The organism is Nocardia cyriacigeorgica NBRC 100375, assembly GCF_000308555.1.
GTDB lineage: Bacteria > Actinomycetota > Actinomycetes > Mycobacteriales > Mycobacteriaceae > Nocardia > Nocardia cyriacigeorgica.
The window spans coordinates 1-23488 of sequence record NZ_BAFY01000120.1 but is presented as its reverse complement, the minus strand read 5'-3'; the positions used below and the strand labels follow the sequence as shown (position 1 = coordinate 23488).

Here is a 23488-nt window from a genome sequence, read left to right as displayed (position 1 = left end):
CTGCGGCCCTGGCCTTCGCAGACCAGGGCGCGCCCGTCGGCGGTGCGCGCGGTCGCGGCCACGCCCGGGTTGCAGCTGGTGCCGCCCTCGCCGACGACCTCGGAGATGGTGTAGGGCCCCTTCCACTGGAATCCGGTGGTCGAGGTGGTGGCCGTCAGGCACAGCAGCGTCGATCCGTCGGCGGCGGTGCCGATGAGTCCGGCCTCCGGGCAGGCGGTGCGCAGGGTGGCCGTCGGCGCCGCGGGGCCGACGGGTTCGGCGCCGGAGGACGCGGCGCCGGTGGTCGCTTCCGGCGCGCCCGCGTGCTCCTGCGGTCCGCTGTCGGCCGGTCCGGTCGCCGAAGCCTGTGTCGCCCAGACACTCTGGGAGGTCTGGGTGGAGGCGAGATCTTCCGCGCGTGAGACCACGTCCGCGAGGAGGTCGCCCGGGAGCACCAGCAGGGCCGCGATCACCGCGGCCTCGACCAATCCCAGTAACAGCGCGAACAATGCCATCACCCGGCCGCGAGGATGACCGAAGGCGATGAGCCCGAATACGATCGCCACCGGGATCAACAGCAGCAGGGCCGCGACCAGCGCGATCACCGCGTAGGGGTTGACGATTCGGCGTGCGGGGTGCTCGTCGTAGCTGCGGGACCAGTACTGGTCGTCATCGTCGTCGGGTTCGTCGACTGCGACGGCTCGGCCGCGGCGAGGGGCCGCGGTGGTGTCGTCGCGAATTTCCGGCCAGCGCTCATCTGCCCAGCGCTGCGAATCTGCCATCCGAGGTACCTCTCACACTCACCGTCGTGCGAAACCCCGCCAGATCCGGACCCGCCCCGACACGAGAAGGATAGAGGTCCACCGCCGAACCGTCCTGCGAATGCGGCAGAACGCATTACCCGAAAGCACGCCGACATGCCCGGCAAATCAGTAACGAACACGGCACAATTGCCCACCGCGCCATTGCCGCGACGCCGGCTCAGTGGCCGCGTTCGACCTTCGGCAGCGATTCGGTGACCAGGGTCAGCAGCATGTCCACCAGCAGGCCGTGCACCTGGTCGCGCGACAGCGTGCCGCGGGTGATCCATTCCCGTCCGGCCACTTTCACCAATCCACCGTAGGCGCGCACCATGGCGCGCATGGACGCACTGTGTGCCGAATCGGCCAGTCCGATCATCAGCAGCAGTCGTTCGGCGGCCGCATCATCGGCCTGGTCCAGGATCTGCTGGACCTCCGGATCGTCGCCGACGCCTTCGTGGCTGGTGACCTTCACCCAGGTGCTGCCGTGCTCGGAGATGGTGTCGAGCAACCAGCTCACGCTGGCCTCGACCCGTTCGCGCTCGGTGCCGGTGGGCACGATCATGTCGTCGACGCGCGGCAGGGTCACCATCCGGCGCACCACCGCGAGATACAGATCGCGCTTGTTACCGAAGTAGTGGTTGATCAGTCCGCGCGCGACTCCCGCGCGCTGGGCCAGCTCTGCCGTCGACACCGCGGCGTAGGGCCGCTCGCCGAACATCTCGATGGCCTGGGCCAGGATCTGGGCCCGGCGTTCGTCGGGCTCGAGCCGCCGGCGGCGCGGTTGCCCGTCGGTGGCCGAGACTGGGGTATCAGAGAGATCGCGCAATGAGATCCTTCATCACCTCGTTGCTGCCTGCCAGGATGCGCAGCACACGGGCGCCGGTGTAGAGCTGGGAAATCGGATACTCCGTCATATAGCCGTAGCCGCCGAACAGTTGCAGGCAGCGGTCAACCACGATACCGAGTTGATCGGTCAACCAGTACTTCGACATCGCAGCGGTGGGAATGTCGAGTTCGCCGCGCAGGTGCTTGGCGATGCAGTCGTCGAGGAAGGTGCGGCTCACCGTGGCCAGCGTCGCGCATTCGGCGAGTTCGAATTTGGTGTTCTGCATGGCGAACAGCGGTTTGCCGAACGCCTCGCGGCCCTTCGTGTAATCGACGGTCAACTCGACCGCGCGTTCCATCATCGCGACCGCCATGATCGCGGTGACGAGGCGTTCCTGGGCCAGCATCTGCATCATCTGATAGAAGCCCTGGCCCTCGACGCCGCCGAGCAGGTTCGCCGCGGGGACCCGAAGGCCGTCGAAGAACAGCTCCGCGGTGTCCTGGCCCTTACCGCCGATCTTGGACAGGATGCGGCCCCTGGTGAAACCCGGTGTGTCGTCGCCTACCTCGGCGAACAGCAGGGACACGCCCGCGGCGCCCTGCTCGGGATCGGTTTTGGCGGCGATGATGATGCCGTCGCAGAGCCAGCCGTTCGTGATGAAGATCTTCGACCCGGTGATGACGTAGTCGTCGCCGTCGCGCACCGCGCGGGTCTTGATGTTCTGCAGATCCGAGCCGGTACCGGGTTCGGTCATACCGATCGAGAGCACCATATCGCCGCTCGCGGCCCGCGGTAGCACCCGCTGCTTGAGGTCATCGGAACCGAATTCGGCCAGGTAAGGGGCGATGATCGCGCTGTGCACCGGCATACCCATGGCGCCGTCGCCCGCGCGGACCTGCTCCTCGATGATCGCCGCCTCATGGGCGAAGGTGCCGCCACCGCCACCGAACGCTTCGGGCAGTGCCGCGCACAGCAGCCCGAGCTTGCCCGCGGTCCGGTAGAGCTCCCGGTCCGGGTGGCCCTGCTCGACGAACTTCTCCTCATGCGGAACGACCTCGCGCTCGAAGAAGTTGCGGGCCAGGTCCCGCACCGCTTCGACCTCGTCGTCACTCCAGCTGGGCCGTGCCATCGTCGCATCCTCCGCTCGTTATCACCCGGCCACGCCGGGGCTTGCGCACTCAGATTCGCCCACTATTGGCGTTCTGTCAACAAGCCGGGCGCAGGTGTGCCGCGAGTCGGCGCACGGGAACTCAGCGGTCGGTGTCGACCGCGGCGAGGGTGGTGAAGATGGGCGTGGCCGGATCGGCCTGGATACCGCGACGGCGCAGGAAGCTGTCGATGAGCCCCCACACGTATTCGGTGGTCTGATCGACGAATTCGCTCGCGTCACGGGCCGGGTCGTCGCCGCCCAGCCACAGGTCGGTGATCGAGACGACCACACCGGTGATGGCTCGCGCCAGATAGTCGACGCCGCTGTCATCGATGGGCACCGCTTCGGCCACCGCGCCGGCCCGCCGCGCCAGACGCCCGGCGACCTGACGGCCGAGGTCGACCTGCACCACCGAACCGTCGCGATCGTGGCCGGTCTGGGCCTGGCCGAGGAAGCGGAAGACGTTCGGATGTTCGAGGATGCTGTCGGCGTAGGCGCGCAGGACCGTCCGCAGCGCCTGCCGCGGTGGTTGCAACACCAGCGTCAGGTCACTGCCGGCGGCGGCGAACGCCGATGTGGCCATGCGGCTGCCGATTTCGGTGAACAGATCGGCCTTGTCGGCGAAACGCCGGTACAGGCGCGGTTTGGTGATGCCTGCCTCGCGCGCGATGTCGTCCATGCTGGGGCGCGGCCCGTCGCGGTCGATCACCCGGATAGCCGCGTCGACGATCTCGTCGCGGCCGATGGACCGCGGGGCGGAGCGCACGGTGGAGCGGTTCACGCTGGTGCCTCCGAGTGCCGGCGACGTCGATGTTGGCGAGTGCGGCGGCATTCACCCCTCGAGCAACACCACCGACCCTGGTGCGAGAGCATACACGTACTGCTGGTACGCGCCAGCGGAGATGGTGCGCATTCGATTAAACCAGCGATTTGCGTGATCCATCACACATCTACATCTACCTGCGGTATCTGGCTTCAACAGCCATCGTACTGGCAGTATCGTCGTACCGTACCGCCAGTACGCTCAAGCGAGGTGACGTGATGATCGAACCGCACGGTCCCGGCCGCCGTCCGGAGGACGGACCCGATCGCCGGTGGCGAATCCCGGCCGACGGCATCGAACTCGCCGGCTTCGAATGGGGAGATCCCGCGGCGCCACCACTGGTGCTCGTCCACGGAGCGTCCGATACGCACCGCACCTGGGAACAGGTCGCGGTGATACTCGCCGACGAGTTCCGTGTCATCACCTACGACGTGCGTGGGCACGGACAATCCGGTGCGCCCCACGCGCTCGGCGACTACCGCCTCGACCGGCTCGCCGACGATCTCTACGCCGTCATCGACACGGTGTCCCCGGATCGGCCGGTCCACCTGGCCGGGCACGGTTGGGGCGCGGTGCAGGGCTGGGAGGCCGTCCTCGATCCGCGCGCGAGCACCCGGATCGCCTCGTTCACGGCTCTGTCGGCGCCGCATCTGGACCACCTCGGATTGTGGTTGCGTCAGCTGCGGCAGCGCACCCGGCGCACGGTGCATCGCATGCAATCGCGCACGGTGCGCCGGATGGCGGCAACACCGCAGCGCCCGCACGGTTCCCCGGTGACGCACCGCCCCGCGCAGACGCATGCCTCCTCGGGCGGGCGCACCCGCCGGGTGACGCCGATGGTCTCCGCGCTGGAGGAAGCGCGGCTGACGCTGCACAGCTCACCGTCGATGCTGCGCCGTGCGCTGTACCAGCCGCGGGTTCGCGCGGGCCTGCGGCAGCTGACACACCGCTCCGCCCACGCGCAGGCGCCGATCGCGCCGACCTGGCGCGCCGATCTGCTCGCGGGTGCGCGCATCGTCCGCGCCAATCTCGGCCATCACCTGCGCCATCCCCGCGACCAGCACACCTCGGTGCCGGTGCAGCTGCTGCTCGATGCCGCCGACCCGGCCGCACGGCCCGGTGTGCGGGCCGCCGTGCAACAGCGGGTGGATCGGTTGTGGTGCTACACGCTGCCGGCGGATCATTGGCTTCCGGTGACCGAACCGCTCCTGGTGGGCGAGGCCATCGCCAATTTCATCAGCGATCTACGCGCCGACAGCGACCCCCTGTACCGGAGCACCCGGTGATCGCCCGGCCGCCGTCGCCGTCACCCGACCCGTCGCTCCGGAAGGCATCATGACCACCGCAGCCGAAACCCTGTCCCGGACCCTTGGCGCTCCCCTGCCACCGGAATTCGCCGCTCTCGGCGACGACCGGCTCGCCGAGCTCGACCGCATGCTGCACGCGGCGTCCCATCGTCGCTCTCAACTGATGCGGGAAGCGTTCGACTCCGGCATGCGGCTGATCCCGCGGCTGATGCGCCCGGCGGTGAAGAAGGCGCTCGGCCTGTGAGCAACCATCTGCTCGCGCTCGCCGAGACGACGAAGCTGGCCCGGTTGCTGGATGTGCAGACCGAGCAGCTCGGCTTTCTGCTCGACCTGCCGCCGGAGGCGATCCGCGCGTTCCGCGACCGCAGCACCGACAGGCTGTTCGACCGGGACCGGTCGAAACTCGCGAAGGTGGCCGCGGCGGCCAATCTGGTGCCGGTGGCGATCAGCGCGAAGATCGCCACGCGTGCCTTCGGCCCGGTGCTGTGCGCTGCGGTCGCCGCGTCGGTGGAACCGCGGCGCGCGGCCGACATCGCAGCGGCCCTGCCCGCGCCGTTCCTGGCCGAGGCGGCCATCGCTCTGGACCCGAGGCGCACCGCCGCGGTGATCGCGCAGGTCCCGCCACGACAGATCGCGGCGGTCGCGAGCGAACTGCTGGCTCGCGACGAGCACGTCACCATGGGCCGATTCGTCGGCGTCGTACCCGAGCCGTCATTACGCGCGGCCGCGGCCGTCACGGGCGACGCCGACCTGCTGCGCATCGGCTTCCTCATGGAAGACAAGTGGTCGATCGACATCTTGATGGAGATCGTCGCCGACCGGCTGCCCGGCATCATCGGCGCCGCGCACACCGAACAGCTGTGGGCGCAGGGCCTGGACCTGCTGGCCACCGTCAACGATGCGAACAAGGCTCGCCTCGGCGATATCTGCGCCGAACTCGGCGACGAGGTTCTCGACGGCCTGGTCCGGGCGGCCTACGAACTCGATGCGCTGGCCACCCTGCTTCCGGTCACGCGTGTCATGAGCGCCACGACCCTCGCGGCCTTGGCGTCCCGGCCCGCCGTGCACGACGAGCGGTTCCTCACCGCCTGCGTCGACATCGCCCTGCGCGACGGTCTGTGGCTGGACCTGCTGCCCCTGACCGGATATCTCCCCGCGCAGCCGCTGGCCTTCGTCGCCACCCGGATCGCCGCCGAACCCGACGATCGGCTCGACGATATGCTGCGCCGCGCCGGCGACGCCGACCAGTGGGACGCGGTGATTCCGCTCGTCACCGCGCTACCCGACGAGGATCGGCGCCGGTTGGCGGCACTCCCGGTGATGGGCGAGTCAGCCGACGCGGCAGCAAGCGCGAGTCGCCCCGGCTCCGGCGACGGCGATCCGCCTGCCTCCGGACGCGCGCGCCTGGCCGAAGCATTATGGGTTGCGTAAGAGCTGTCGGCCCGGTTTCAGCGGCATGCCCCGCAGGCCACCGGGCCGGGGCAGCGCACCACCGCGATCATGAGGTCGCCTGGCCAACCCGAGTCGATCCCCGGCGGCACAACCCTGCCGGGCCGACCGCAACGGCGAGGTCGAGCGACAGCGGCAGCGCCGCCACCGGATTGATCCGCAGCGGCAGTGAACCGCCGAGCCGGCCGACGGCGGCACGTGGCCCCACCTGGTTGGTCGGCCCGCCGTGGGCGTGCACCGATGTGGCGCGGCTGTCCGCCGTCACGGGGTGGCGCGTCCGGTGCGCTGGCGGCATGGTGGACGCGACGATCTCGGCCGTCGGCTCGCCGATCGGCTGCCGGGAAGCGCTCGCGGCGGCTGATATTCGGCTCGAATGGCCGGTCAAACGCCCGCAATGGTACGTTCCCGCCATGACGACATCGGGGGACTCTTCGAATCAGCCGGGCGCGCAAGGTGATCAGCCGCAGTCGGCGGGCGATGCCGGGCAGCAGCCCGTGGCGCCTTCGGATCCGACGATTCTGCGGCAGCCGAATTCGCCGGACCCGCAGCAGGATCCGACCCAGCTGAGATCCTTCGATCAGCCGCAGGGCGGGTTCAACCCGGCCGCACCGCCCGCGCAGGGCTTCGCGCAGCCCGGCTTCGCACCGTCGCAGCAGCACACCGGGCCGGGATACCCCCAGCCCGGCGCGGGTCAGGCCGCGGGAACCCAGGATCAAGGCTTCGCCGGAAACCACGGTTTCGCCCCGGGCCACGGGTTTGCCGCCCCAGCTCAGGGGTTCCCACCGCAGGATCAGAACTTCGCACAGCAGGGCTTTGCGGCACCGAGCCAGGGATACTCCGGTCCCGGTCAGGGTTTCGCACCGCAAGGCCAAGGATTCGCCCCAGGCCAGAACTTCGCACCCGAAGGCCAGTCCGGACCACAGGGCCAGGGATTCGCAGGGCAGGGCCAGAGCTCTGCCCAGGGCCAAGGATTCGGGCCGCAGGGATTCGGCGCGCAGGGCCACAACATTCCGCCTGCCTTCGGACACGGTGGGCCGGGCGGAACCGGTTTCGCTCAGCCCGCCTCCGCATACAGCTCAACGAGCCCCGGCGCCCCGGCGCCCTCGGGACTCGCGGGCAAAGGGTGGTTGTGGGGGCTCGGCGGCATCGTCGTCGCTTCGGCGGTGTGGGGCGGGGCGGTGCTCGCGTTCGGCGGCTTCGGCGGCGGCAGCGGTTCCTCCGGTGTCGCGCCGGGCGAGCCCGACCTGCGCGGCTATGCCTACTCCGACGATTTCTGCGATGCCGTCGACACCGCACCGTTCACGGAGGCCGGCTACACGGTCTCCGCCAAGGACTCGAGCGGCAAGCGGTCGTACCCGGATTTCGAGGGCACCGAGCACCCCGCCCGCGACACCATGTTCTGTGCGCAGCGTTTCCTCCCGGAGGGTGTCGACGAGGACGATTACCAGGACGCGAGCATGTACTCCAGCGTCACCATCCACAAAAAAAGCGACCCGAGCCCGGAATTCACCGCGGGCTTCGACACCTGGAGGATGACGAATCCGGAAACCAGCGGCGAAGGCCGGAAAGAGGAGATCTCGGGCCTCGGCGACGAGGCGTGGGTGTCCATCGAGCCGAGCACACCCGGCGATACATCCCCCACGGTCACCCTCCGGGTCCGCGACGGCTGGGTGATCGGGTACTTCACCTGGTCGCAGTATGTGTCCACCTCGTCCTCGTCGAGGAGTACAGCGAAGGTGCTGCCGGAATCGGAGGTCATCGACAAGCTGACCGAGTCCGCGAAGTCCACGATGGCCGCGCTGCGCGAGTGAACCGGGGCGCGTGACGCCTGCGGCGAACAGAGGTGAGGGGCCGGTCACCGGAGCCCGTTTGCGACAATGGGCGCGATACTCGCCAAGCTCATGAAGGATGATCCCAGCTCCGATGGCCGAAACCACGATCGATCCGGACGCGCTCGCCACCTGTTTGCGGGTCCTGGAGCAGGCCGGACAGCTCGACAAGGATCATCCGGATTCGGTGGCGGTGCAGCGCGCTGTCGGGCATATGTTCAAAAGGCTCAAGCAGCGCCGTCGCGCCGAGGCCAAGCAGGCGGTCTCCTCCGCCGATCGAGCGGTGATCGCGGCCACGGCGACCGGTTCGCCGCAGCGCATCGACGACGAGACCGCAGGCATCCCGATCAGCTCCAGCGCCACCGGCGCCACCGCGGGCACCTTGATCCGGCCGCGTCCCTGCTACATCTGCAAGGAGCGCTACACCCGGGTCGACGCGTTCTACCACCAGCTGTGCCCGGAGTGCGCGGCCGACAGCCACGCCCGGCGCGATGCCCGCACCGACCTGACCGGCCGGCGAGCCCTGCTCACCGGTGGACGCGCCAAGATCGGCATGTACATCGCGCTGCGGTTGCTGCGCGACGGCGCGCACACCACCATCACCACCCGCTTCCCCAACGACGCGATCCGGCGTTTCGCCGCGCAGCCCGACAGCGCCGACTGGCTGCACCGGGTCCGCATCGTCGGCATCGATCTGCGTGATCCGGCGCAGGTGGTGGCGCTGGCCGCCGACGTCGCCGCGCAGGGCCCGCTCGACATCCTGATCAACAATGCCGCGCAGACGGTGCGCCGCTCCGCCGGCGCCTACAGCGCGCTGGTCGAGGCCGAATCCATGCCGCTGCCCGCCGGTGAGTTGCCCGACGTGGTGACCTTCGGCAAGACCATGCAGGCCCACCCCAGCGCGCTGACCGCCTCGCTGACCCCGACGCTGTCGGCCGAGGATGTGGCCGAGCTGGCGTTGGTGGCGGGCTCGGCCACCCCCGAACGCATTTCCCGCGGCGTCGCCATCGATGCCGGTGGTCTGGTGCCCGACCTCGCGCACACCAACAGCTGGGTGCAGACCGTCGGCGAGGTCGATCCGACCGAGCTGCTCGAGGTGCAGCTGTGCAATTCGGTCGCGCCGTTCATCCTGGTCTCGCGGCTGCGCCCGGCCATGGCGGCAGCACAGGCACGGCGCAAGTACATCGTCAACGTCTCGGCGATGGAGGGGCAGTTCAGCCGTGCCTACAAGGGTGCGGGACATCCGCACACGAATATGGCCAAGGCGGCGTTGAACATGTTGACCCGCACCAGTGCCCGCGAAATGTTCGAAACCGACTCGATTCTGATGACCGCCGTCGACACCGGCTGGATCACCGACGAACGCCCGCACTACACCAAGATGCGCCTGGCCGATGAAGGCTTCCGCGCACCGCTGGATCTGGTGGACGGCGCCGCACGGGTCTACGACCCGATCGTGCAGGGCGAGCGGGGCAACGACCTGTTCGGCTGCTTCCTCAAGGATTACCGGCCCTCCCCCTGGTGAGCCCCCGAGTGGGCGGTTCGGATGGTTCTGCTCACGTCGGAATCCGGGTGCGGCGACGCCTATTACGCTGGATGCGGTGAGCGTGCACGAGCGGCTGGTCCGTGACTATCAGGATGGCATCGGGATCGACGATCGTGACGTGCCACCCGCGCCGGATTTCGGTGCGACGCTGGCAGCGGCGCTGCCGGTGGCGGGACTGGCATCGGGCTCGATCGGCGCCGTCATCGCTGCCGCGAACCGGCTGCGGCGCGCCCACGGACTCGACCCGGTGCACCACCGCATCGACCCGCGCCGGGTGGCGGCCGCGTTCGCCAGTGAGCGGCTGCTGCGCATCGACGGTGCGCCGGTCGCGATGTTCGCCGACCTGTCGGGCTTCTTCCCGACCTTCGACGGGTGGGTCCGCACCCACGCCAACTACCCCCACTCACCGCGCGCGACTGCTCGCCGCGCTGCACCTGCCCGCCGACGCGTCCGTCGACCTCGCCGTCGCACAGATCGCGATGAGCCGCGCCGCCGACATCGAGGATGCGGCCGCGGCGACCGGTGCCATCGCGGTGCGGGTGCGCACCGAACGGGAATGGGCCGCCACCCCGCAGGCGCGGGCCGCCGCGGCGGGTCCGCTGGTCGCCACGACCGCCGTGCCGACGCGCGTGGCCTGGGCCTGCCCGACGGCGCGTCACCGTTCCAGCCGCTACGCGGTATCCGTGTCCTCGACATGACCAGGGTGATCGCCGGCCCGGTCGCCACCCGCGCCCTGGCCCTGCTCGGCGCCGACGTGCTGCGGATCGACCCGCCCGGTCTGCCGGAGATCCCGTGGCAGTTCCGCGACACCTGCCAGGGCAAACGCACCACCGTGCTCGATCTGCGCCGTGATCGCGCGCGCGTCGACGCCCTGCTCGACACCGCCGATGTGCTGGTGACCGGTTACCGGCCCGGCGCACTCGAACACGCGGGGCTGACGATCCGCCCTGGCCTGGTGCACGGCCGGGTCAGCGCCTGGGGCGAATTCGGCCCGTGGGGCGGGCGGCGCGGCTTCGACAGCATCGTGCAGGCCGCGACCGGCATCGCCATCATCGAAGGCGCACCGTCGGTGCCCAGTGCCCTGCCCGCGCAGGCGCTCGATCACGCCTCGGGGTATCTGCTCGCCGCCGGCGTGATCGACGCGCTCGTCGCCCGCGCCGCCGACGGTATCGGCCGCGATGTGCGGGTGTCGTTGGCGCGCACCGCGTCCTGGCTGCTCGCCGCCCCCGAACGCACGCCAAGGCATCCCGCGGCCACCGAACCGGATCCGCACTGCGCCCTCACCCACGGCAACGTCACCACCGCCACTCCCGCCCTCGCCGAATACCCCGACTACCCAGCACCCGCGCGCCGCTACGGCTGCGACCGGCCGACCTGGTCGACTCCGGCGCCGTTGCGCCGAGTGTGAGCAGGTCCGCCGCGGCCCACCGCGGTGCGGCTCGCGCCGTCCTCGGACCGCTGTGTCGGTCCCGAGACGCGGCCGGCGAACCGGGCCACGTGAACGCCCCGGCCGCAGTCGGACAGCACTACATCGTGGCGGGGCACGCTACGGCACCCACGGCAGTGAGGTCGCCGGCCTCAGCGGCGGCCGATCGCCGACACCGGGCGGCGCGGCCTGGAACGAGCCCGCCAGGGCCGGCGCGATCACCAGCGCATCGACCGCCGCCACGGTCACGACCGGTGGCGGACCGATGCCGCCCGGTCCGGTAGCGGGCACGCCCGAGCCCGGGCCGCGAGCGGCTCACCCCCGGTCGATAGGCTCGAACCGTGCGGCAGAAGATCATCGTTGACGTCGATACCGGGGTGGACGACTCGCTGGCGCTGCTGTATTTGCTGGCCAGTCCGGAAGCGGAGATCGTCGGCATCGTGTCGACCGCGGGCAATGTCGGCGCCGCCCAGGTCGCGGTGAACAATCTGGCTTGGCTCGAGCTGTGCCGCGCACCCGAGGTCGAGGTGGCGCTCGGATCCGCCGAACCGCTGGTCATCGCCTTGCGCACCACCGAGGACACGCACGGCCCGCAGGGCGTCGGCTACGCGGAGCTTCCCGCGCCGACCCGCACCGTGTCCGACCGCAATGCCCCCGATCTGTGGGTCGAGCTCGCCCGCGAACATCCCGGGGAAATCGTCGGGCTGTGCACCGGACCGCTCACCAACCTGGCACTGGCACTGCGCCGCGAACCCGCCCTGCCGCGGCTGCTGCGCCGGTTGGTCGTGATGGGCGGTGCGTTCAACCATCCGGGCAATACCACCCCGACCAACGAGTGGAACGTGCACGTCGACCCCGAAGCCGCCAAAGAGGTCTTCGACGCCTTCTCCGCCGCGCCGCCCGACCGGCGCCCCCTGATCTGCGCGCTCGACATCACCGAGACGATCGAGATGCGGCCGGAGCACCTGACGCGGTTGGCCGAACGGGCGGGAAGTGTGCCGGCCGAGCTGGTTTCACCGGCAGACCCGCCGGGCGCGCGGTCGGTCACCAGCAACCCGATCATCCGCCACCTCACCGACGCGGTGCGCTTCTACTTCGACTTCCACCACTCCTACGACCTCGGGTACCTGGCGCATATGCACGATCCGTTCGCCGCCGCCGTCGCGCTCGACCCGGCGCTGGCGCGCACCAGGCCCGCGACGGTCGACGTCGAGCTGACCGGCACCCTCACCCGTGCCACCACGATCGCCGACTGGGCGGGCATGTGGGGGCGGGAACCCAACGCCGACATCGTCGTCGGCACCGATCCCGAGTTGTTCTTCGACCGGCTGATCAGTCGTGTCGGTGATTTCGCGGCCGCGGTGTACCCGCCGGGGGCCGGTCTGATTCCCGCGAACGCGCAGGAGGCGCCATGACCGAGGACACCGTCGCCTATCTCACCGAGTTCCGTCGCAGGCTCGGCCTGCCCGCCATTGTCGATGTGCACACCCATTTCATGCCGGATCAGGTGATGCGCAAGGTGTGGGCCTATTTCGACTCGGCGGGCCCGCTCACCGGACGCGAGTGGCCGATCGCTTACCGCGACGACCAGGCGGTGCGGTTGAAGACGTTGCGCGGCTTCGGTGTTCGCGCCTTCACCGCGCTGGTGTACCCGCACAAGCCGCAGATGGCGGCCTGGCTCAACTCCTGGACCGCGGAATTCGCCGCCGAGGTCCCCGACTGCCTGCACACGGCCACCTTCTACCCGGAACCCGGCGCGGCCGACTACGTCACGACCGCCCTGGAGCAGGGCGCGCAAGTGTTCAAGGCACACATCCAGGTCGGTGCATACTCTCCGCTCGACCCGCTGCTCGACCCGGTCTGGGGCATTCTCGCCGAGTCCGGCACCCCGATCGTCATCCACTGCGGATCGGGCCCGGCCCCAGGGGAATTCACCGGCCCGGAGCCCATCGCGGAGCTGTTGCGCCGCTACCCCGGCCTGCGGTTGATCGTCGCGCACATGGGCATGCCCGAGTACGCCGAGTTCATGGACCTGGCCGATCGCTATCCTGGCATCTGCCTCGACACCACCATGGCCTTCACCGATTTCACCGAGGAAGAGGTTCCCTTCCCCGCCGCCGACCGTCCCCGCCTGCGCGACCTAGGCGACCGCATTCTGTTCGGCAGCGACTTCCCGAACATCCCCTACCCGTACCATCACGCGATCACCGCCTTGGAACGACTAGACCTGGGCGATGAGTGGTTGCGCGCCGTCTGCCACGACAACGCGGCCCGGCTGTTCGACCTGCCGGCCATCGCCGACACCGGGGCCGATTCCGCCTAGTACGGAAGCCCGCCCTCGGGCAGGTGACCGCGACTCTCGCTCACCCGCTCTCCACTCCGTCGGTGCCGGCTTCGGTGGGCGGACTCTGACGGGCGCGCTGGAACCGGTCGATGCCTGCGACGGCCTCCTCGCCGCGACCGCCATCACGCACACCGCGAGGCGTTTCGCCGCGAAAACGGCGCGCGGACGGCTTCGTTCGGCTGATCAGCCCTCGTCGAAGGCGCGCAGCAGTTCCTCGGCGGCCAGCGCCGCGGTGAGCGCGCCCTCGCGGACCTGCTTTTCCACCTCGTCGCGGATCGCCTTGACCCTCGGGTTGTCGGCGAGGCGGCGCAGCAGCTGGTCGTGCACCATGGTCCAGGTCCAGTCCACCTGCTGGCGGCGGCGCTTCTCGTCGAACTCGCCGGCGTCGGTGAGCACCCGGCGATGTTCGAGGACCGTGGACCAGAACTTCTCCAGTCCGAGCCCCTCCAGCCCGCTCATGGTGAGTACGGGCGGGCGCCACAGGGCGTCGTGTGGATGGATCAGCCGCATGGCGCCGGTCAGTTCGCGGGCGGCCTTCTTCGCCTCGATCTCGTGTTTGCCGTCGGCCTTGTTGACCGCGACCAGATCGGCCAGTTCCAGCACACCCTTCTTGATGCCCTGCAACTGATCGCCGGTGCGGGCCAGGGTCAGGAAGCAGAACACGTCGACCATGTTCGCCACCGTCACCTCGGACTGGCCGACACCGACGGTCTCCACCAGGATCACGTCGTAGCCGGCCGCCTCGAGCAGCACGATGGTCTCGCGGGTGGCCTTGGCGACGCCGCCGAGCGTGCCCGCGGTGGGCGAGGGCCGGATGAAGGCTTCTTCACGCACCGACAGCCGAGCCATCCGGGTCTTGTCGCCCAGGATGGAGCCGCCGGTCCTGGTCGACGACGGATCGACGGCCAGCACCGCGACCCGATGCCCCTGCTCGATCAGGTACATCCCGAGCGCATCGATGAAGGTCGATTTGCCGACACCCGGCACACCGGTGATCCCGACCCGGTTCGACGTCACCGCACCGGTGGACGGCGTCAACCGCAACAACAGCTGCTGCGCCTGTTCCCGGTGATCGGCGCGGGTCGATTCGACCAGGGTGATCGCCCGCGCCAAGGCGGCCCGCTCGTTACGGCGGACCGCCTGGGCGAGCGCGTCGATATCGATGACGCGCTTGGTCATTCGGCGCTGTCTGCCTCGGCCGAGGCGCCGATCTCGTGCCCGAGTTCGGCGGCCAGCTTCTTCAGCAGATCGATCGCCGCATCGGCGATCACGGTGCCGGGCGGGAAGATCGCCGCCGCGCCCGCGGCGTACAGCTCCTCGAAGTCACCGGGCGGGATGACGCCGCCGACGATGACCATGATGTCGGGGCGACCGACATCGGCCAGTGCCTGCCGCAAGGCGGGCACCAGCGTGAGGTGGCCGGCCGCCAGCGAGGACACACCGACAACGTGGACGTCGTTGTCGGCGGCCTGGCGCGCCACCTCTTCGGGGGTCTGGAACAGCGGGCCCACATCGACATCGAAGCCGAGGTCGGCGAAGGCCGTGGCGATCACCTTCTGGCCGCGGTCGTGGCCGTCCTGGCCCATCTTCGCCACCAGGATGCGCGGACGCCTGCCCTCGGCCTCGGCGAACTCCTCCACCAGCGCACCGGCGGTGGTGATGTTGGTGACCTTGCCTGCCTCGTCGCGGTACACACCCGACAGGGTACGGATCTCGGCCTGATGGCGGCCGTACACCTTCTCCAGCGCATCGGAGATCTCGCCGACGGTGGCCTTGGCGCGCGCGGCATTGATGGCCAGTGCCAGCAGGTTGTTCTCCATGCCGCCCTCGGACGAGGCCGCGGCGCGGGTCAGTTCGTTCAGCGCCCGCTCGACCTCGGCTGAATCGCGTTCGGCACGCAGCTGCCGCAGCTTCTCGATCTGCTCGGCACGCACCCGGGAGTTCTCGACCTTGAGGACCTCGACCTCGTGGTCTTCTTCCACCTGGTACTTGTTCACGCCGATCACCGGCTGCTGGCCGGTGTCGATGCGCGCCTGGGTGCGGGCGGCCGCCTCTTCGATGCGCAGCTTCGGAATACCTTCCGAAATGGCCTGCGCCATACCGCCATGCGCCTCCACCTCGGCGATGTGGGCGCGGGCGCGGTCGGCCAGCTGGTGGGTCAGCCACTCCACGTAGTACGAGCCACCCCACGGGTCGATCGGACGGGTGGTGTTGGACTCCTGCTGGATCAGCAGCTGGGTGTTGCGGGCGATGCGGGCGGAGAAATCGGTGGGCAGCGCCAGCGCCTCGTCGAGGGCGTTGGTGTGCAGAGACTGGGTGTGGCCCTGGGTGGCGGCCATCGCTTCGATGCAGGTGCGCGCCACATTGTTGTAGGCGTCCTGCGCGGTCAGCGACCAGCCCGAGGTCTGCGAATGGGTGCGCAGCGACAGCGATTTCGCGCTCTTCGGGTTGAACTTCGCCACCAGCTCGCTCCACAGCAGCCGGCCCGCGCGCAGCTTGGCGACCTCCATGAAGAAGTTCATGCCGATCGCCCAGAAGAACGACAGGCGCGGAGCGAACTTGTCGACCTCCATGCCCGCGTCGATACCGGCGCGGATGTATTCCACACCGTCGGCGAGGGTGTAGGCCAGCTCCAGATCGGCCGTCGCGCCGGCTTCCTGGATGTGGTAGCCGGAGATGGAGATCGAGTTGAACTTCGGCATCTTCGCGCTGGTGTAGGCGAAGATGTCGGAGATGATCCGCATCGACGGTTTCGGCGGATAGATGTAGGTGTTGCGGACCATGAACTCCTTCAGAATGTCGTTCTGAATGGTTCCGGCCAGCTGTTCGGGCGTGACGCCCTGCTCCTCGGCGGCGACCACGTACAGCGCCAGGATCGGCAGCACCGCACCGTTCATCGTCATCGACACGCTGACCTGGTCCAGCGGAATGTGGTCGAAGAGCTGACGCATATCCAGGATGGAGTCGATGGCGACACCGGCCATACCGACATCGCCCTGCACGCGCGGATGATCGGAGTCGTAGCCGCGGTGGGTGGCCAGGTCGAAGGCCACCGACAGGCCCTTCTGACCGGCCTGCAGGTTGCGGCGGTAGAAGGCATTCGAATCAGCGGCGGTGGAGAAACCCGCGTACTGGCGGATGGTCCACGGCTGATTGACATACATCGTGGGATACGGCCCGCGCACGAACGGCGCGATCCCGGGCACGCTGTCGAGCGGAAAGCCCGCGGCGGCGACGGCATCGCGGTCGGCCTTGGTGAAGACAGGCGGCACGTCGATGCCCTCGGGCGTGGCCCACACCAGCTGCTCGGGGGTGTAGTTGTTGGCCGCCGCGGCCGTGCGGACGAATTCCTCGACCTGCGCGGCATCCACCGCCGCGGGCTCGGGCGCCCGCTCGGTGAGCGGCACGTCGGCGAAACTGCCGATCAGATGCTCGATACGCGATGTCATCAGGCTCCCACCTTCTCCAGCAGACCCGACAGCGCAGCGACGGCATCGATGCGCGCGGTCAGGAATCCGTCCGGGCGCTGTGCGCCGTCCAGTTCGGCGACGGCCTTGTCCGGGCCCGCCAGCAGCACCGTCTCGATACCGGCCGCCCGCAGCCGCTCGGTCGCCGCGCCCGCGTCGGTGCCGTATCGGGCATCCGAACCACACAGCACTGCTATCGGGGCACCGGATTCGGTTGCCGCGGATTCGATTCCGTCGATATCGAGCGGGCCGGGGTTGATCGACTCGATCCCGCCCGAGGCCAGCAGGTTCGCGATGAAGGTGACCCGCACATTGTGTTCGGCCACCGTCCCCAGCGGCACCAGCAGCGCCGTCGGACGCTGGCCGTGCGCGGCCAGGTAGGCGTCGGAGCGGTCGCGCAGCGCCTCGAACGCGGCACCGTAGCCGGTCACCCCGATGTGCGTGCGCGCGGCTTCCGAGAGCGGCTTCTCGGCCAGGTTCGGGAATTCGTTGACGCCGGTGACCGCGGTCCTGCGGTGAGCCACATCGGCGTCACGGGCGGCCTTGGTCGCGGCGATACGCTCGGCCAGCAGACCCGATTCCAGGGCCGCGAGGTATCCGCCGGCGGCCTCGATCTCCTGCATGAATTCCCAGGCCTTGGCGGCGAGTTCGGCGGTGAGGTCCTCGACGTACCAGGAACCTGCGCCCGGGTCCTGGACATGGCCGAGATGCGATTCCTCGAGCAGCAGCAGCTGGGTGTTGCGTGCCATCCGATCGGCGAACGAGCGCGAGACACCCAGCTCGCCGGGAGGCAGCGCGACATCGAACGGCAGGACCGTCACCGTGTCGGCGCCACCCACACCGGCGCCGAACGCGGCGAGGGTGGTGCGCAGCATGTTCACCCACGGATCGCGGCGGCTCATCATCGCCGCCGAGGTCACCGCGTGCTGCGGTGCGCCGCCGGCATCGGGCGCACCGCACACGTGCGCGACGCGGGCCCAGAGCTTGCGGGCGGCACGGAATTTCGCGATGGTGGCGAACTGGTCGTCGGTGGCGGCGAAACGGAATTCCAGCTGGCCGAGCGCGGCGACCACATCGAGGTCGCCGGTCAGCGCGCGCAGGTATTCCAGGCCTGCGGCGACGGCGGCACCGAGTTCCTGGGCATCGGCGGCGCCCGCGTCGTGGAAGACGCGGCCGTCGACGGTGATGGCCCGTACGGTTTCGGCCCGGCCGTTCGCCTGCCCGGCCAGCACTACCGCGTCGGCCAGGTCGAGATCATCGGTTCCGGCGAAGCGGCTGGTCAGCGGGGCGGCACCGAGGCCGATGCGGATGTCCGCGCGAGCGGGAGCGGAATATCCGTCGAGTATGCCGAACACCTGCTGCGCGGCGTGCGCGGTCGCGGCACCCGCATCCAGGGTCAATGGAGCGAGTTCGAACAGCAGACCCGACAGCGCCGCGGGCAGCTCGGCCACCGGCACGCCGCCGTCGCCGACGCTCAGCCAGACGGCGCTGATGCCGTTCTCGAGACGCGCCAGGATCTCCTGGTTGACGCTCGCGCCGTCGGTTCCGGTGAACCGGTCGCCGACGAACCAGCCGCGGTGGACATCGCGGGTGGCGTCGCGGCCGCGCACGAACGGGAACTGCCCCGGCAACGGCTGCTCGGGCAGCTCGTCGCGACGGGTATAGAGCGGGGCGATGGTGAGGCCATCATAGGTGGTGACCTCGAGCAGCTTCTCGGGTTCGTCCGGAAGCTCCGCGGCATCGACCCGACGGGTCTTGGCCAGCACACCCGCTACGCCCTTACGCCAGGCGGCGTACTCGGGCACCGGCTCTGAAGCTATCGGCATACGCTGCTTTCCCTCTTCCATTCGAGTACGGGCGCACCACTCCTGTGCGCCCGCACCTGTGCATCCGCCCAGCTCAGCGGACACTTTGGTTAACGAGTATTCGACTCGTTTCCTCCGATGCTAGCCCGACGCCAATACGCGCTCGAGCGAGGCCACCACTACCAACGGGTAACCTTGCCCGGGTGACTCGACTGATTCGTGATCGACGCGTCGTCGCGCTGATCCTCGGGGTCGGCGCGCTTTTCGTGGTCGCGTTGCTGATCGAGCTGCCGAGTCCGGAGCGGATCCAGGACTGGGCCGAGGGGGTCGGCCCGATCTTCCCGCTGCTGTTCTTCATCGGATACGCCCTGGTCGCTGTCGCGCCGGTGCCGCGAACGGTACTCACCGTGAGTTGCGGGGTGCTGTTCGGCGCCGGGCTCGGAAGCACGGTGGCGCTCACCGCCACGGCGGTGGCCGCCGCACTGGCCTTGCTGCTGGTGCGCGCCCTCGACCGCGATCGGGTCGCGTCGCGGTTGACCCATCCGGCCGTGCGCGCCATCGATGTCCGGCTCGAGCGCCGCGGCTGGCTCGCGGTCGGTTCGCTGCGATTGATCGCCATCGCGCCGTTCTCGGTGGTCAACTACTGCTGCGGACTGTCCTCGGTGCGGTTCTGGCCGTATCTGATCGCCACGGTCGTCGGGTCGCTGCCAGGCACGGTGGCCACGGTGATCCTCGCCGATGCGCTGACCGGCGGCAGTCACCCGGCGATGGTGGTGATTTCCGGAATCTGCTTGGCCATCGGCGTGCTGGGGTTGGTGCTCGATGCCCGGTGGACGCCCGCGCCGCGCGAGAAAGCCACCGAGCCGGTTCCCGTCGCCGACTGACGGGCCGCTCGCGGTGGCGGACAATCCGAGCAGGTCCTCCGATCGGCGCGCCCCGCACGGGCGGCCCGCGCCCCAATCGCCGGGCGTCTCTCGGATGAACGCCTTCCGGTGCCGGCCGCACCGGCGAGCCGACGCGCATTACCCGGCCGATTCGAGCCGCCGTCGACCGACCCGGCTTCGATACCGGCGATCAGTCGACGGTCAGTTCGCTCGGCACCGCGATCACGTCGACCATGGCGCCGTTGCGCAGCACGGTAACCGGCAGATGCGAACCGATCGCCTCGGCGAACAGCTGACGCTGAATACCCTGCGCGTCTCTGACCTCGGTGCGAGCGACGCTGAGCACCAGGTCTCCGCGCCGCAGGCCCGCACGGTCGGCGGGTCCGCCGCCGATGACTTCGACGATGCGGACGCCACCGTCCTGCCCGGTCCGCTCGGCGACATCCTCCGGGAGCGGGGCGGGCACCCCGACCAGGCCGAGGTACGCGCGGCGGACCCGGCCGTCGGCTCGCAAGGTCTGCACGATCATGCGGGTGGTCGCGTTGATGGGGATCGCCAGGCCGAGCCCGATACCGGCGACGGCGGTGTTGATGCCGACCACCCGTCCGGCCGAATCGGCCAGCGCGCCACCGGAATTGCCCGGGTTGAGGGCTGCGTCGGTCTGGATGACATCTTCGATCACCCTCCCGGCGCGGCGCGAGGACACCGGAACCGCCCGGCCCAGCGCACTCACCACCCCCGCCGTCACCGACCCCGCCAGGCCCAGCGGGCTACCGACGGCGACCACCAGCTGGCCGACGACGAGAGCGTCGGCGTCGCCGAGCGTGACGGCGCCGGGAGCCTCGCCCCGGGCGCATAGCACCGCGAGATCGGACAGCGGGTCGGTCCCGACCACGTCGAACCGGGTTTCGGTGCCGTCGGCGAAGACGAGCTCACCCCTGCGGGAAGATCCGACGACGTGCGCATTGGTCAACAGATATCCGTCCCCGGACACCACCACCGCCGACCCGCTCCCCCGCCGCGCCCGCACGCTGGCAACGTGCGGTGTCACCGAGGCCACCACCGCGATCACCGTGCGCGAGTACGCATCCATCGCCGCATCGTCCACGCTGATCACCACCTGCTCCGCACGCCGATACCTCCAGAATGCCGAGCCGGATGGCAGCACGCAGCGTGTTCACCAGCAGCGCAATCGCGCAGGTGGGCGCCGAGGTCGATCAGAGCTTGGCCAGGTCGATGGCCTGGGCCATCGTGGCGTAGCCGGCCGGGCTCGGGTGCAGGTGGTCGCCACTGTCGAAGGCGGGGGCGATAGCGTCCGGGTCGGCGGGGTCGGCCACCGCCCGTTCGAAGTCGATGACCGCGTCGAACTCACCGGAGGAGCGGATCCAGGCGTTCACCGCGTCGCGCACGGCTTCACCACGTTCGCTGTAGTAGGGCGCACCCTTGTACGGGGTCAGCGTCGCGCCCACCACCCGCAGGCCGTCCGCGCGGGCCAGGGCGATCAGGTCGCGATAGCCTGCGATGAGCTGGTCGGCGCTGACCTCCGGGTTGGGGTGCACCCACGGCTCGTCGAGTTCGCTGGCGCCGATGTCGTTGATCCCTTCCAGCAGGATGACGGTGCTCGCGCCGTCGCGGTCGAGCACATCGCGCCGGAATCGGGTCTTCGCGCTCTAACCGGTGAAGTCGGAGTCGGTGAGTACCCGGTTGCCGCTGATACCGGTGTTCAGCACCGCGCGGGTGGACCCGTCGGCGGCCAGCCGCGCGGCCAGGACGTCCGGGTAGCGGTTGTCGGCGTCGGCGGTGGCTTCGGCGCCGTCGGTGATCGAATCGCCGAAGGTCACCACCGCACCCTCGGCGCCGGTGCTGTTCACCTCGAGATCGGCGAGGTAGTACCAGGAACGGCTGGTGTCGGTGAACGCCGTCGCGGCCGGATCGGCGGCGTGGTTTCCGGCGGCCAGGTAGCTGGTGGCGTTGCCGGTCTGATGGAAGGTGGCGGGACCGGTCGCCTCGGCCAGGTAGATGGTCACCGTCACCGGCCGCAGCGCGGTGGCCGGGAAATCGACCGCGTCGGTGGTGGTTTCCGCGCCGACGGGAATCTCGGTGGATTCGGCGCCACCGAACAGCAGCGGCCGCACACTCTCCGCACGCACCGCGGCGCCGTCGGCCGGTTCGGCGATCGTCGCCGCGGCGATCCGCAGCGGTCGTTCGCCGAACAGGTTGGAGAACTTGATGCGCACTTCATTCCCGCCGAGCGTGGGCCGGACAACCTGCCGGAGGGTCTGATTCGCGAATCCGGCGGTGGACCAGTTCGGTTCCCACAGATCGACGGCTGCTTGTTGCGCGGTCACCCAACTGTCGGACCAGGCCGCGCCGGTGGCGTCCGCGTCATCGGAGCAGCCGGCGAGCACCAGTGCTGCCGTGGCCAGCAGCGCCGCCACCACGGTGCCGCGCCGCCTGCCGCTCGTGCTCGTCTGCTCGCTCGTCCGCCGTCTTCTCCACGCGATCATCTGCGCTCCCTCACTCGAGTGATTCGCCGGCGCGAATCCGTCGCAGCAGACCAACCTCGCGTGGGCAAGGAGCAATTCCGCCCCGGCTGTGCACAATCCGACAACGACGCCGGGAATAAGACAGCGCGATGCCGCCGAGCGTTATCGCGTGCGGACGTCTACTGTTGCGCCCCCGGCGGCTGCCACGGGCGGCCGTGGATGTCACCGGCGCTCGGCTGCGGCGGCTCGGCACGCGCGGGCGATTGCGGTGTGGGTGCGGGTTTGTTCAGGTTCGCGGGCGCGGGATCGACGCCGGGGACCAGGCCTTCGACCGGTGTGCGAGCCGTGGCCTCGGCCGCGCGCACGGCGCGTTCGATGGCCGGATCCGGTGCGGTGTCGAACCAGTCGGCGACATCCTCGGAATCGTCTTCCGGTTTGGTCTCGCTGCCATCGGATTCCGGCGGCTCGTACCGGAATACGCCGTCCTCACCCTTGGTGGCGAAGTTCTTGGCGAAACCTTCCAGGGCCTTGCCGAAATCGCTCGGCACCAGCCACACCTTGTTGGCGTCACCGCGCGCGACCATCGGCAGGGTCTGCATGTACTGGTAGGCAAGCAGTTCCGGTGTGGGCTTGCCGGATTTGATGGCGGCGAAGACCTTTTCGATCGCCTTGGCCTGGCCCTGGGCTTGCAGATAGGAAGCGGCGCGTTCACCCTGCGCGCGCAGGATGCGGCTCTGGCGTTCACCCTCGGCCGACAGGATGGCCGACTGCTTGGCGCCCTCGGCGGACAGGATCTGGGCCTGCTTGGCGCCCTCGGCGGTCTTGATCTGCGATTCGCGCTGGCCCTCGGCGGTGAGGATCATGGCGCGCTTCTCGCGGTCGGCCTTCATCTGCTTTTCCATCGACTCCTGGATCGACGGCGGCGGATCGATGGCCTTGAGCTCGACCCGCGCCACCCGAAGGCCCCAGCGGCCGGTGGCCTCGTCGAGCACACCGCGCAGCTGGCTGTTGATCTGATCGCGGGAGGTCAGCGTGTCTTCCAGGGTCATACCGCCGACCACGTTGCGCAGTGTGGTCACGGTCAGTTGCTCGACCGCCGCGATGTAGTTGCTGATCTCGTACACCGCGGCCTGCGGGCTGGTGACCTGGAAATACACCACCGAGTCGATTTGCAGGGTGAGGTTGTCCTGGGTGATCACCGGCTGCGGCGGGAACGAGACCACTCGTTCGCGCAGGTCGACCTTGGCCCGGATGCGGTCGGCGAAAGGCACCAGGAAGGTCAGCTGACCCGACACGGTGCGCGAATACCGGCCGAGTCGTTCGATCACCGCCGCCTCGGCCTGCGGCACCAGCGCGATCGATTT

General features: G+C 69.5%; 19 protein-coding genes and 1 pseudogene. 9 read left to right on the top strand and 11 right to left on the bottom strand.

Annotated elements, in window-relative coordinates:
- The 4 genes from RJ05_RS11420 to RJ05_RS11405 all read right to left on the bottom strand — a co-directional run.
- The coding region (locus tag RJ05_RS11420; RefSeq protein WP_036536645.1) for an NADH-ubiquinone oxidoreductase chain 4L at positions 1-761 on the bottom strand (761 nt) is incomplete at its 3' end.
- A gap of 199 nt (positions 762-960) precedes the next feature.
- Entirely contained in the window at positions 961-1608 is a 648-nt protein-coding gene (locus RJ05_RS11415) for a TetR/AcrR family transcriptional regulator (protein ID WP_036536643.1), read from the bottom strand.
- Entirely contained in the window at positions 1592-2737 is a 1146-nt protein-coding gene (locus RJ05_RS11410) for an acyl-CoA dehydrogenase family protein (protein WP_036536640.1), read from the bottom strand. The genes RJ05_RS11415 and RJ05_RS11410 overlap by 17 nt, the downstream gene beginning before the upstream one ends.
- Before the next feature lie 121 nt (positions 2738-2858).
- Positions 2859-3539 carry a TetR/AcrR family transcriptional regulator gene (locus RJ05_RS11405; RefSeq protein WP_249040459.1) on the bottom strand — a complete coding sequence of 227 codons (681 nt, stop codon included), beginning with the start codon at positions 3537-3539 and terminating at the stop codon, positions 2859-2861.
- A 260-nt stretch (positions 3540-3799) separates the two neighbouring features.
- Between RJ05_RS11405 and RJ05_RS11400 the strand changes: the two genes are divergently transcribed.
- Genes RJ05_RS11400 through RJ05_RS11390 form a run of 3 tightly spaced genes read left to right on the top strand, consistent with a single transcriptional unit; the run spans position 3800 to position 6319 of the window.
- Complete coding sequence (locus tag RJ05_RS11400) at positions 3800-4867, top strand: alpha/beta fold hydrolase (RefSeq protein WP_036536651.1); 1068 nt, start codon at positions 3800-3802, stop codon at positions 4865-4867.
- Between the two features lie 49 nt (positions 4868-4916).
- Positions 4917-5132 carry a hypothetical protein gene (locus tag RJ05_RS11395; RefSeq protein WP_036536638.1) on the top strand — a complete coding sequence of 72 codons (216 nt, stop codon included), beginning with the start codon at positions 4917-4919 and terminating at the stop codon, positions 5130-5132.
- Entirely contained in the window at positions 5129-6319 is a 1191-nt protein-coding gene (locus tag RJ05_RS11390; RefSeq protein ID WP_036536635.1) for a hypothetical protein, read from the top strand. Before RJ05_RS11395 ends, RJ05_RS11390 begins: the two co-directional genes overlap by 4 nt.
- Positions 6320-6386: 67 nt before the next feature.
- Here RJ05_RS11390 and RJ05_RS30850 read toward each other — a convergent pair whose 3' ends face one another.
- Complete coding sequence (locus tag RJ05_RS30850; RefSeq protein ID WP_138445550.1) at positions 6387-6722, bottom strand: hypothetical protein; 336 nt, start codon at positions 6720-6722, stop codon at positions 6387-6389.
- A 25-nt stretch (positions 6723-6747) separates the two neighbouring features.
- Between RJ05_RS30850 and RJ05_RS29330 the strand changes: the two genes are divergently transcribed.
- The 5 genes from RJ05_RS29330 to RJ05_RS11360 all read left to right on the top strand — a co-directional run bounded on the left by RJ05_RS29330 (position 6748) and on the right by RJ05_RS11360 (position 13461).
- Complete coding sequence (locus tag RJ05_RS29330) at positions 6748-8148, top strand: hypothetical protein (RefSeq protein WP_138445549.1); 1401 nt, start codon at positions 6748-6750, stop codon at positions 8146-8148.
- 112 nt (positions 8149-8260) lie between these two features.
- Positions 8261-9691, top strand: coding sequence for an SDR family NAD(P)-dependent oxidoreductase (locus RJ05_RS11375; RefSeq protein WP_036536630.1), 1431 nt, complete (start codon positions 8261-8263; stop codon positions 9689-9691).
- Between the two features lie 76 nt (positions 9692-9767).
- Positions 9768-11120, top strand: a complete 1353-nt coding sequence (locus RJ05_RS11370) for a CoA transferase (RefSeq protein ID WP_306306385.1) — start codon at positions 9768-9770, stop codon at positions 11118-11120.
- Between the two features lie 359 nt (positions 11121-11479).
- Positions 11480-12553, top strand: a complete 1074-nt coding sequence (locus tag RJ05_RS11365) for a nucleoside hydrolase (RefSeq protein WP_036536628.1) — start codon at positions 11480-11482, stop codon at positions 12551-12553.
- Positions 12550-13461, top strand: coding sequence for an amidohydrolase family protein (locus RJ05_RS11360; RefSeq protein WP_036536626.1), 912 nt, complete (start codon positions 12550-12552; stop codon positions 13459-13461). The genes RJ05_RS11365 and RJ05_RS11360 overlap by 4 nt, the downstream gene beginning before the upstream one ends.
- Before the next feature lie 204 nt (positions 13462-13665).
- Here the strand turns inward: RJ05_RS11360 and meaB are convergent, their stop codons facing one another.
- Genes meaB through RJ05_RS11345 form a run of 3 tightly spaced genes read right to left on the bottom strand, consistent with a single transcriptional unit; the run spans position 13666 to position 18775 of the window.
- Positions 13666-14661 carry a methylmalonyl Co-A mutase-associated GTPase MeaB gene (gene meaB, locus RJ05_RS11355; protein WP_036536625.1) on the bottom strand — a complete coding sequence of 332 codons (996 nt, stop codon included), beginning with the start codon at positions 14659-14661 and terminating at the stop codon, positions 13666-13668.
- Positions 14658-16931, bottom strand: coding sequence for a methylmalonyl-CoA mutase (scpA, locus tag RJ05_RS11350; protein ID WP_036536622.1), 2274 nt, complete (start codon positions 16929-16931; stop codon positions 14658-14660). The genes meaB and scpA overlap by 4 nt, the downstream gene beginning before the upstream one ends.
- Positions 16931-18775 (bottom strand): methylmalonyl-CoA mutase family protein, encoded by a 1845-nt coding sequence (locus tag RJ05_RS11345; RefSeq protein WP_036536618.1) that lies wholly within the window; start codon positions 18773-18775, stop codon positions 16931-16933. The genes scpA and RJ05_RS11345 overlap by 1 nt, the downstream gene beginning before the upstream one ends.
- Positions 18776-18957: 182 nt before the next feature.
- Here RJ05_RS11345 and RJ05_RS11340 point away from each other — a divergent pair, with 182 nt between their 5' ends.
- Positions 18958-19638, top strand: a complete 681-nt coding sequence (locus tag RJ05_RS11340; protein WP_036536615.1) for a TVP38/TMEM64 family protein — start codon at positions 18958-18960, stop codon at positions 19636-19638.
- Positions 19639-19828: 190 nt separating this feature from the next.
- Here the strand turns inward: RJ05_RS11340 and RJ05_RS11335 are convergent, their stop codons facing one another.
- The 3 genes and pseudogenes from RJ05_RS11335 to RJ05_RS11325 all read right to left on the bottom strand — a co-directional run.
- Positions 19829-20731 (bottom strand): S1C family serine protease, encoded by a 903-nt coding sequence (locus tag RJ05_RS11335; RefSeq protein WP_174343925.1) that lies wholly within the window; start codon positions 20729-20731, stop codon positions 19829-19831.
- Between the two features lie 124 nt (positions 20732-20855).
- A pseudogene (locus RJ05_RS33095) lies at positions 20856-22145 on the bottom strand (SGNH/GDSL hydrolase family protein).
- A gap of 158 nt (positions 22146-22303) precedes the next feature.
- The coding region (locus RJ05_RS11325) for an SPFH domain-containing protein (RefSeq protein ID WP_036536613.1) at positions 22304-23488 on the bottom strand (1185 nt) is incomplete at its 5' end.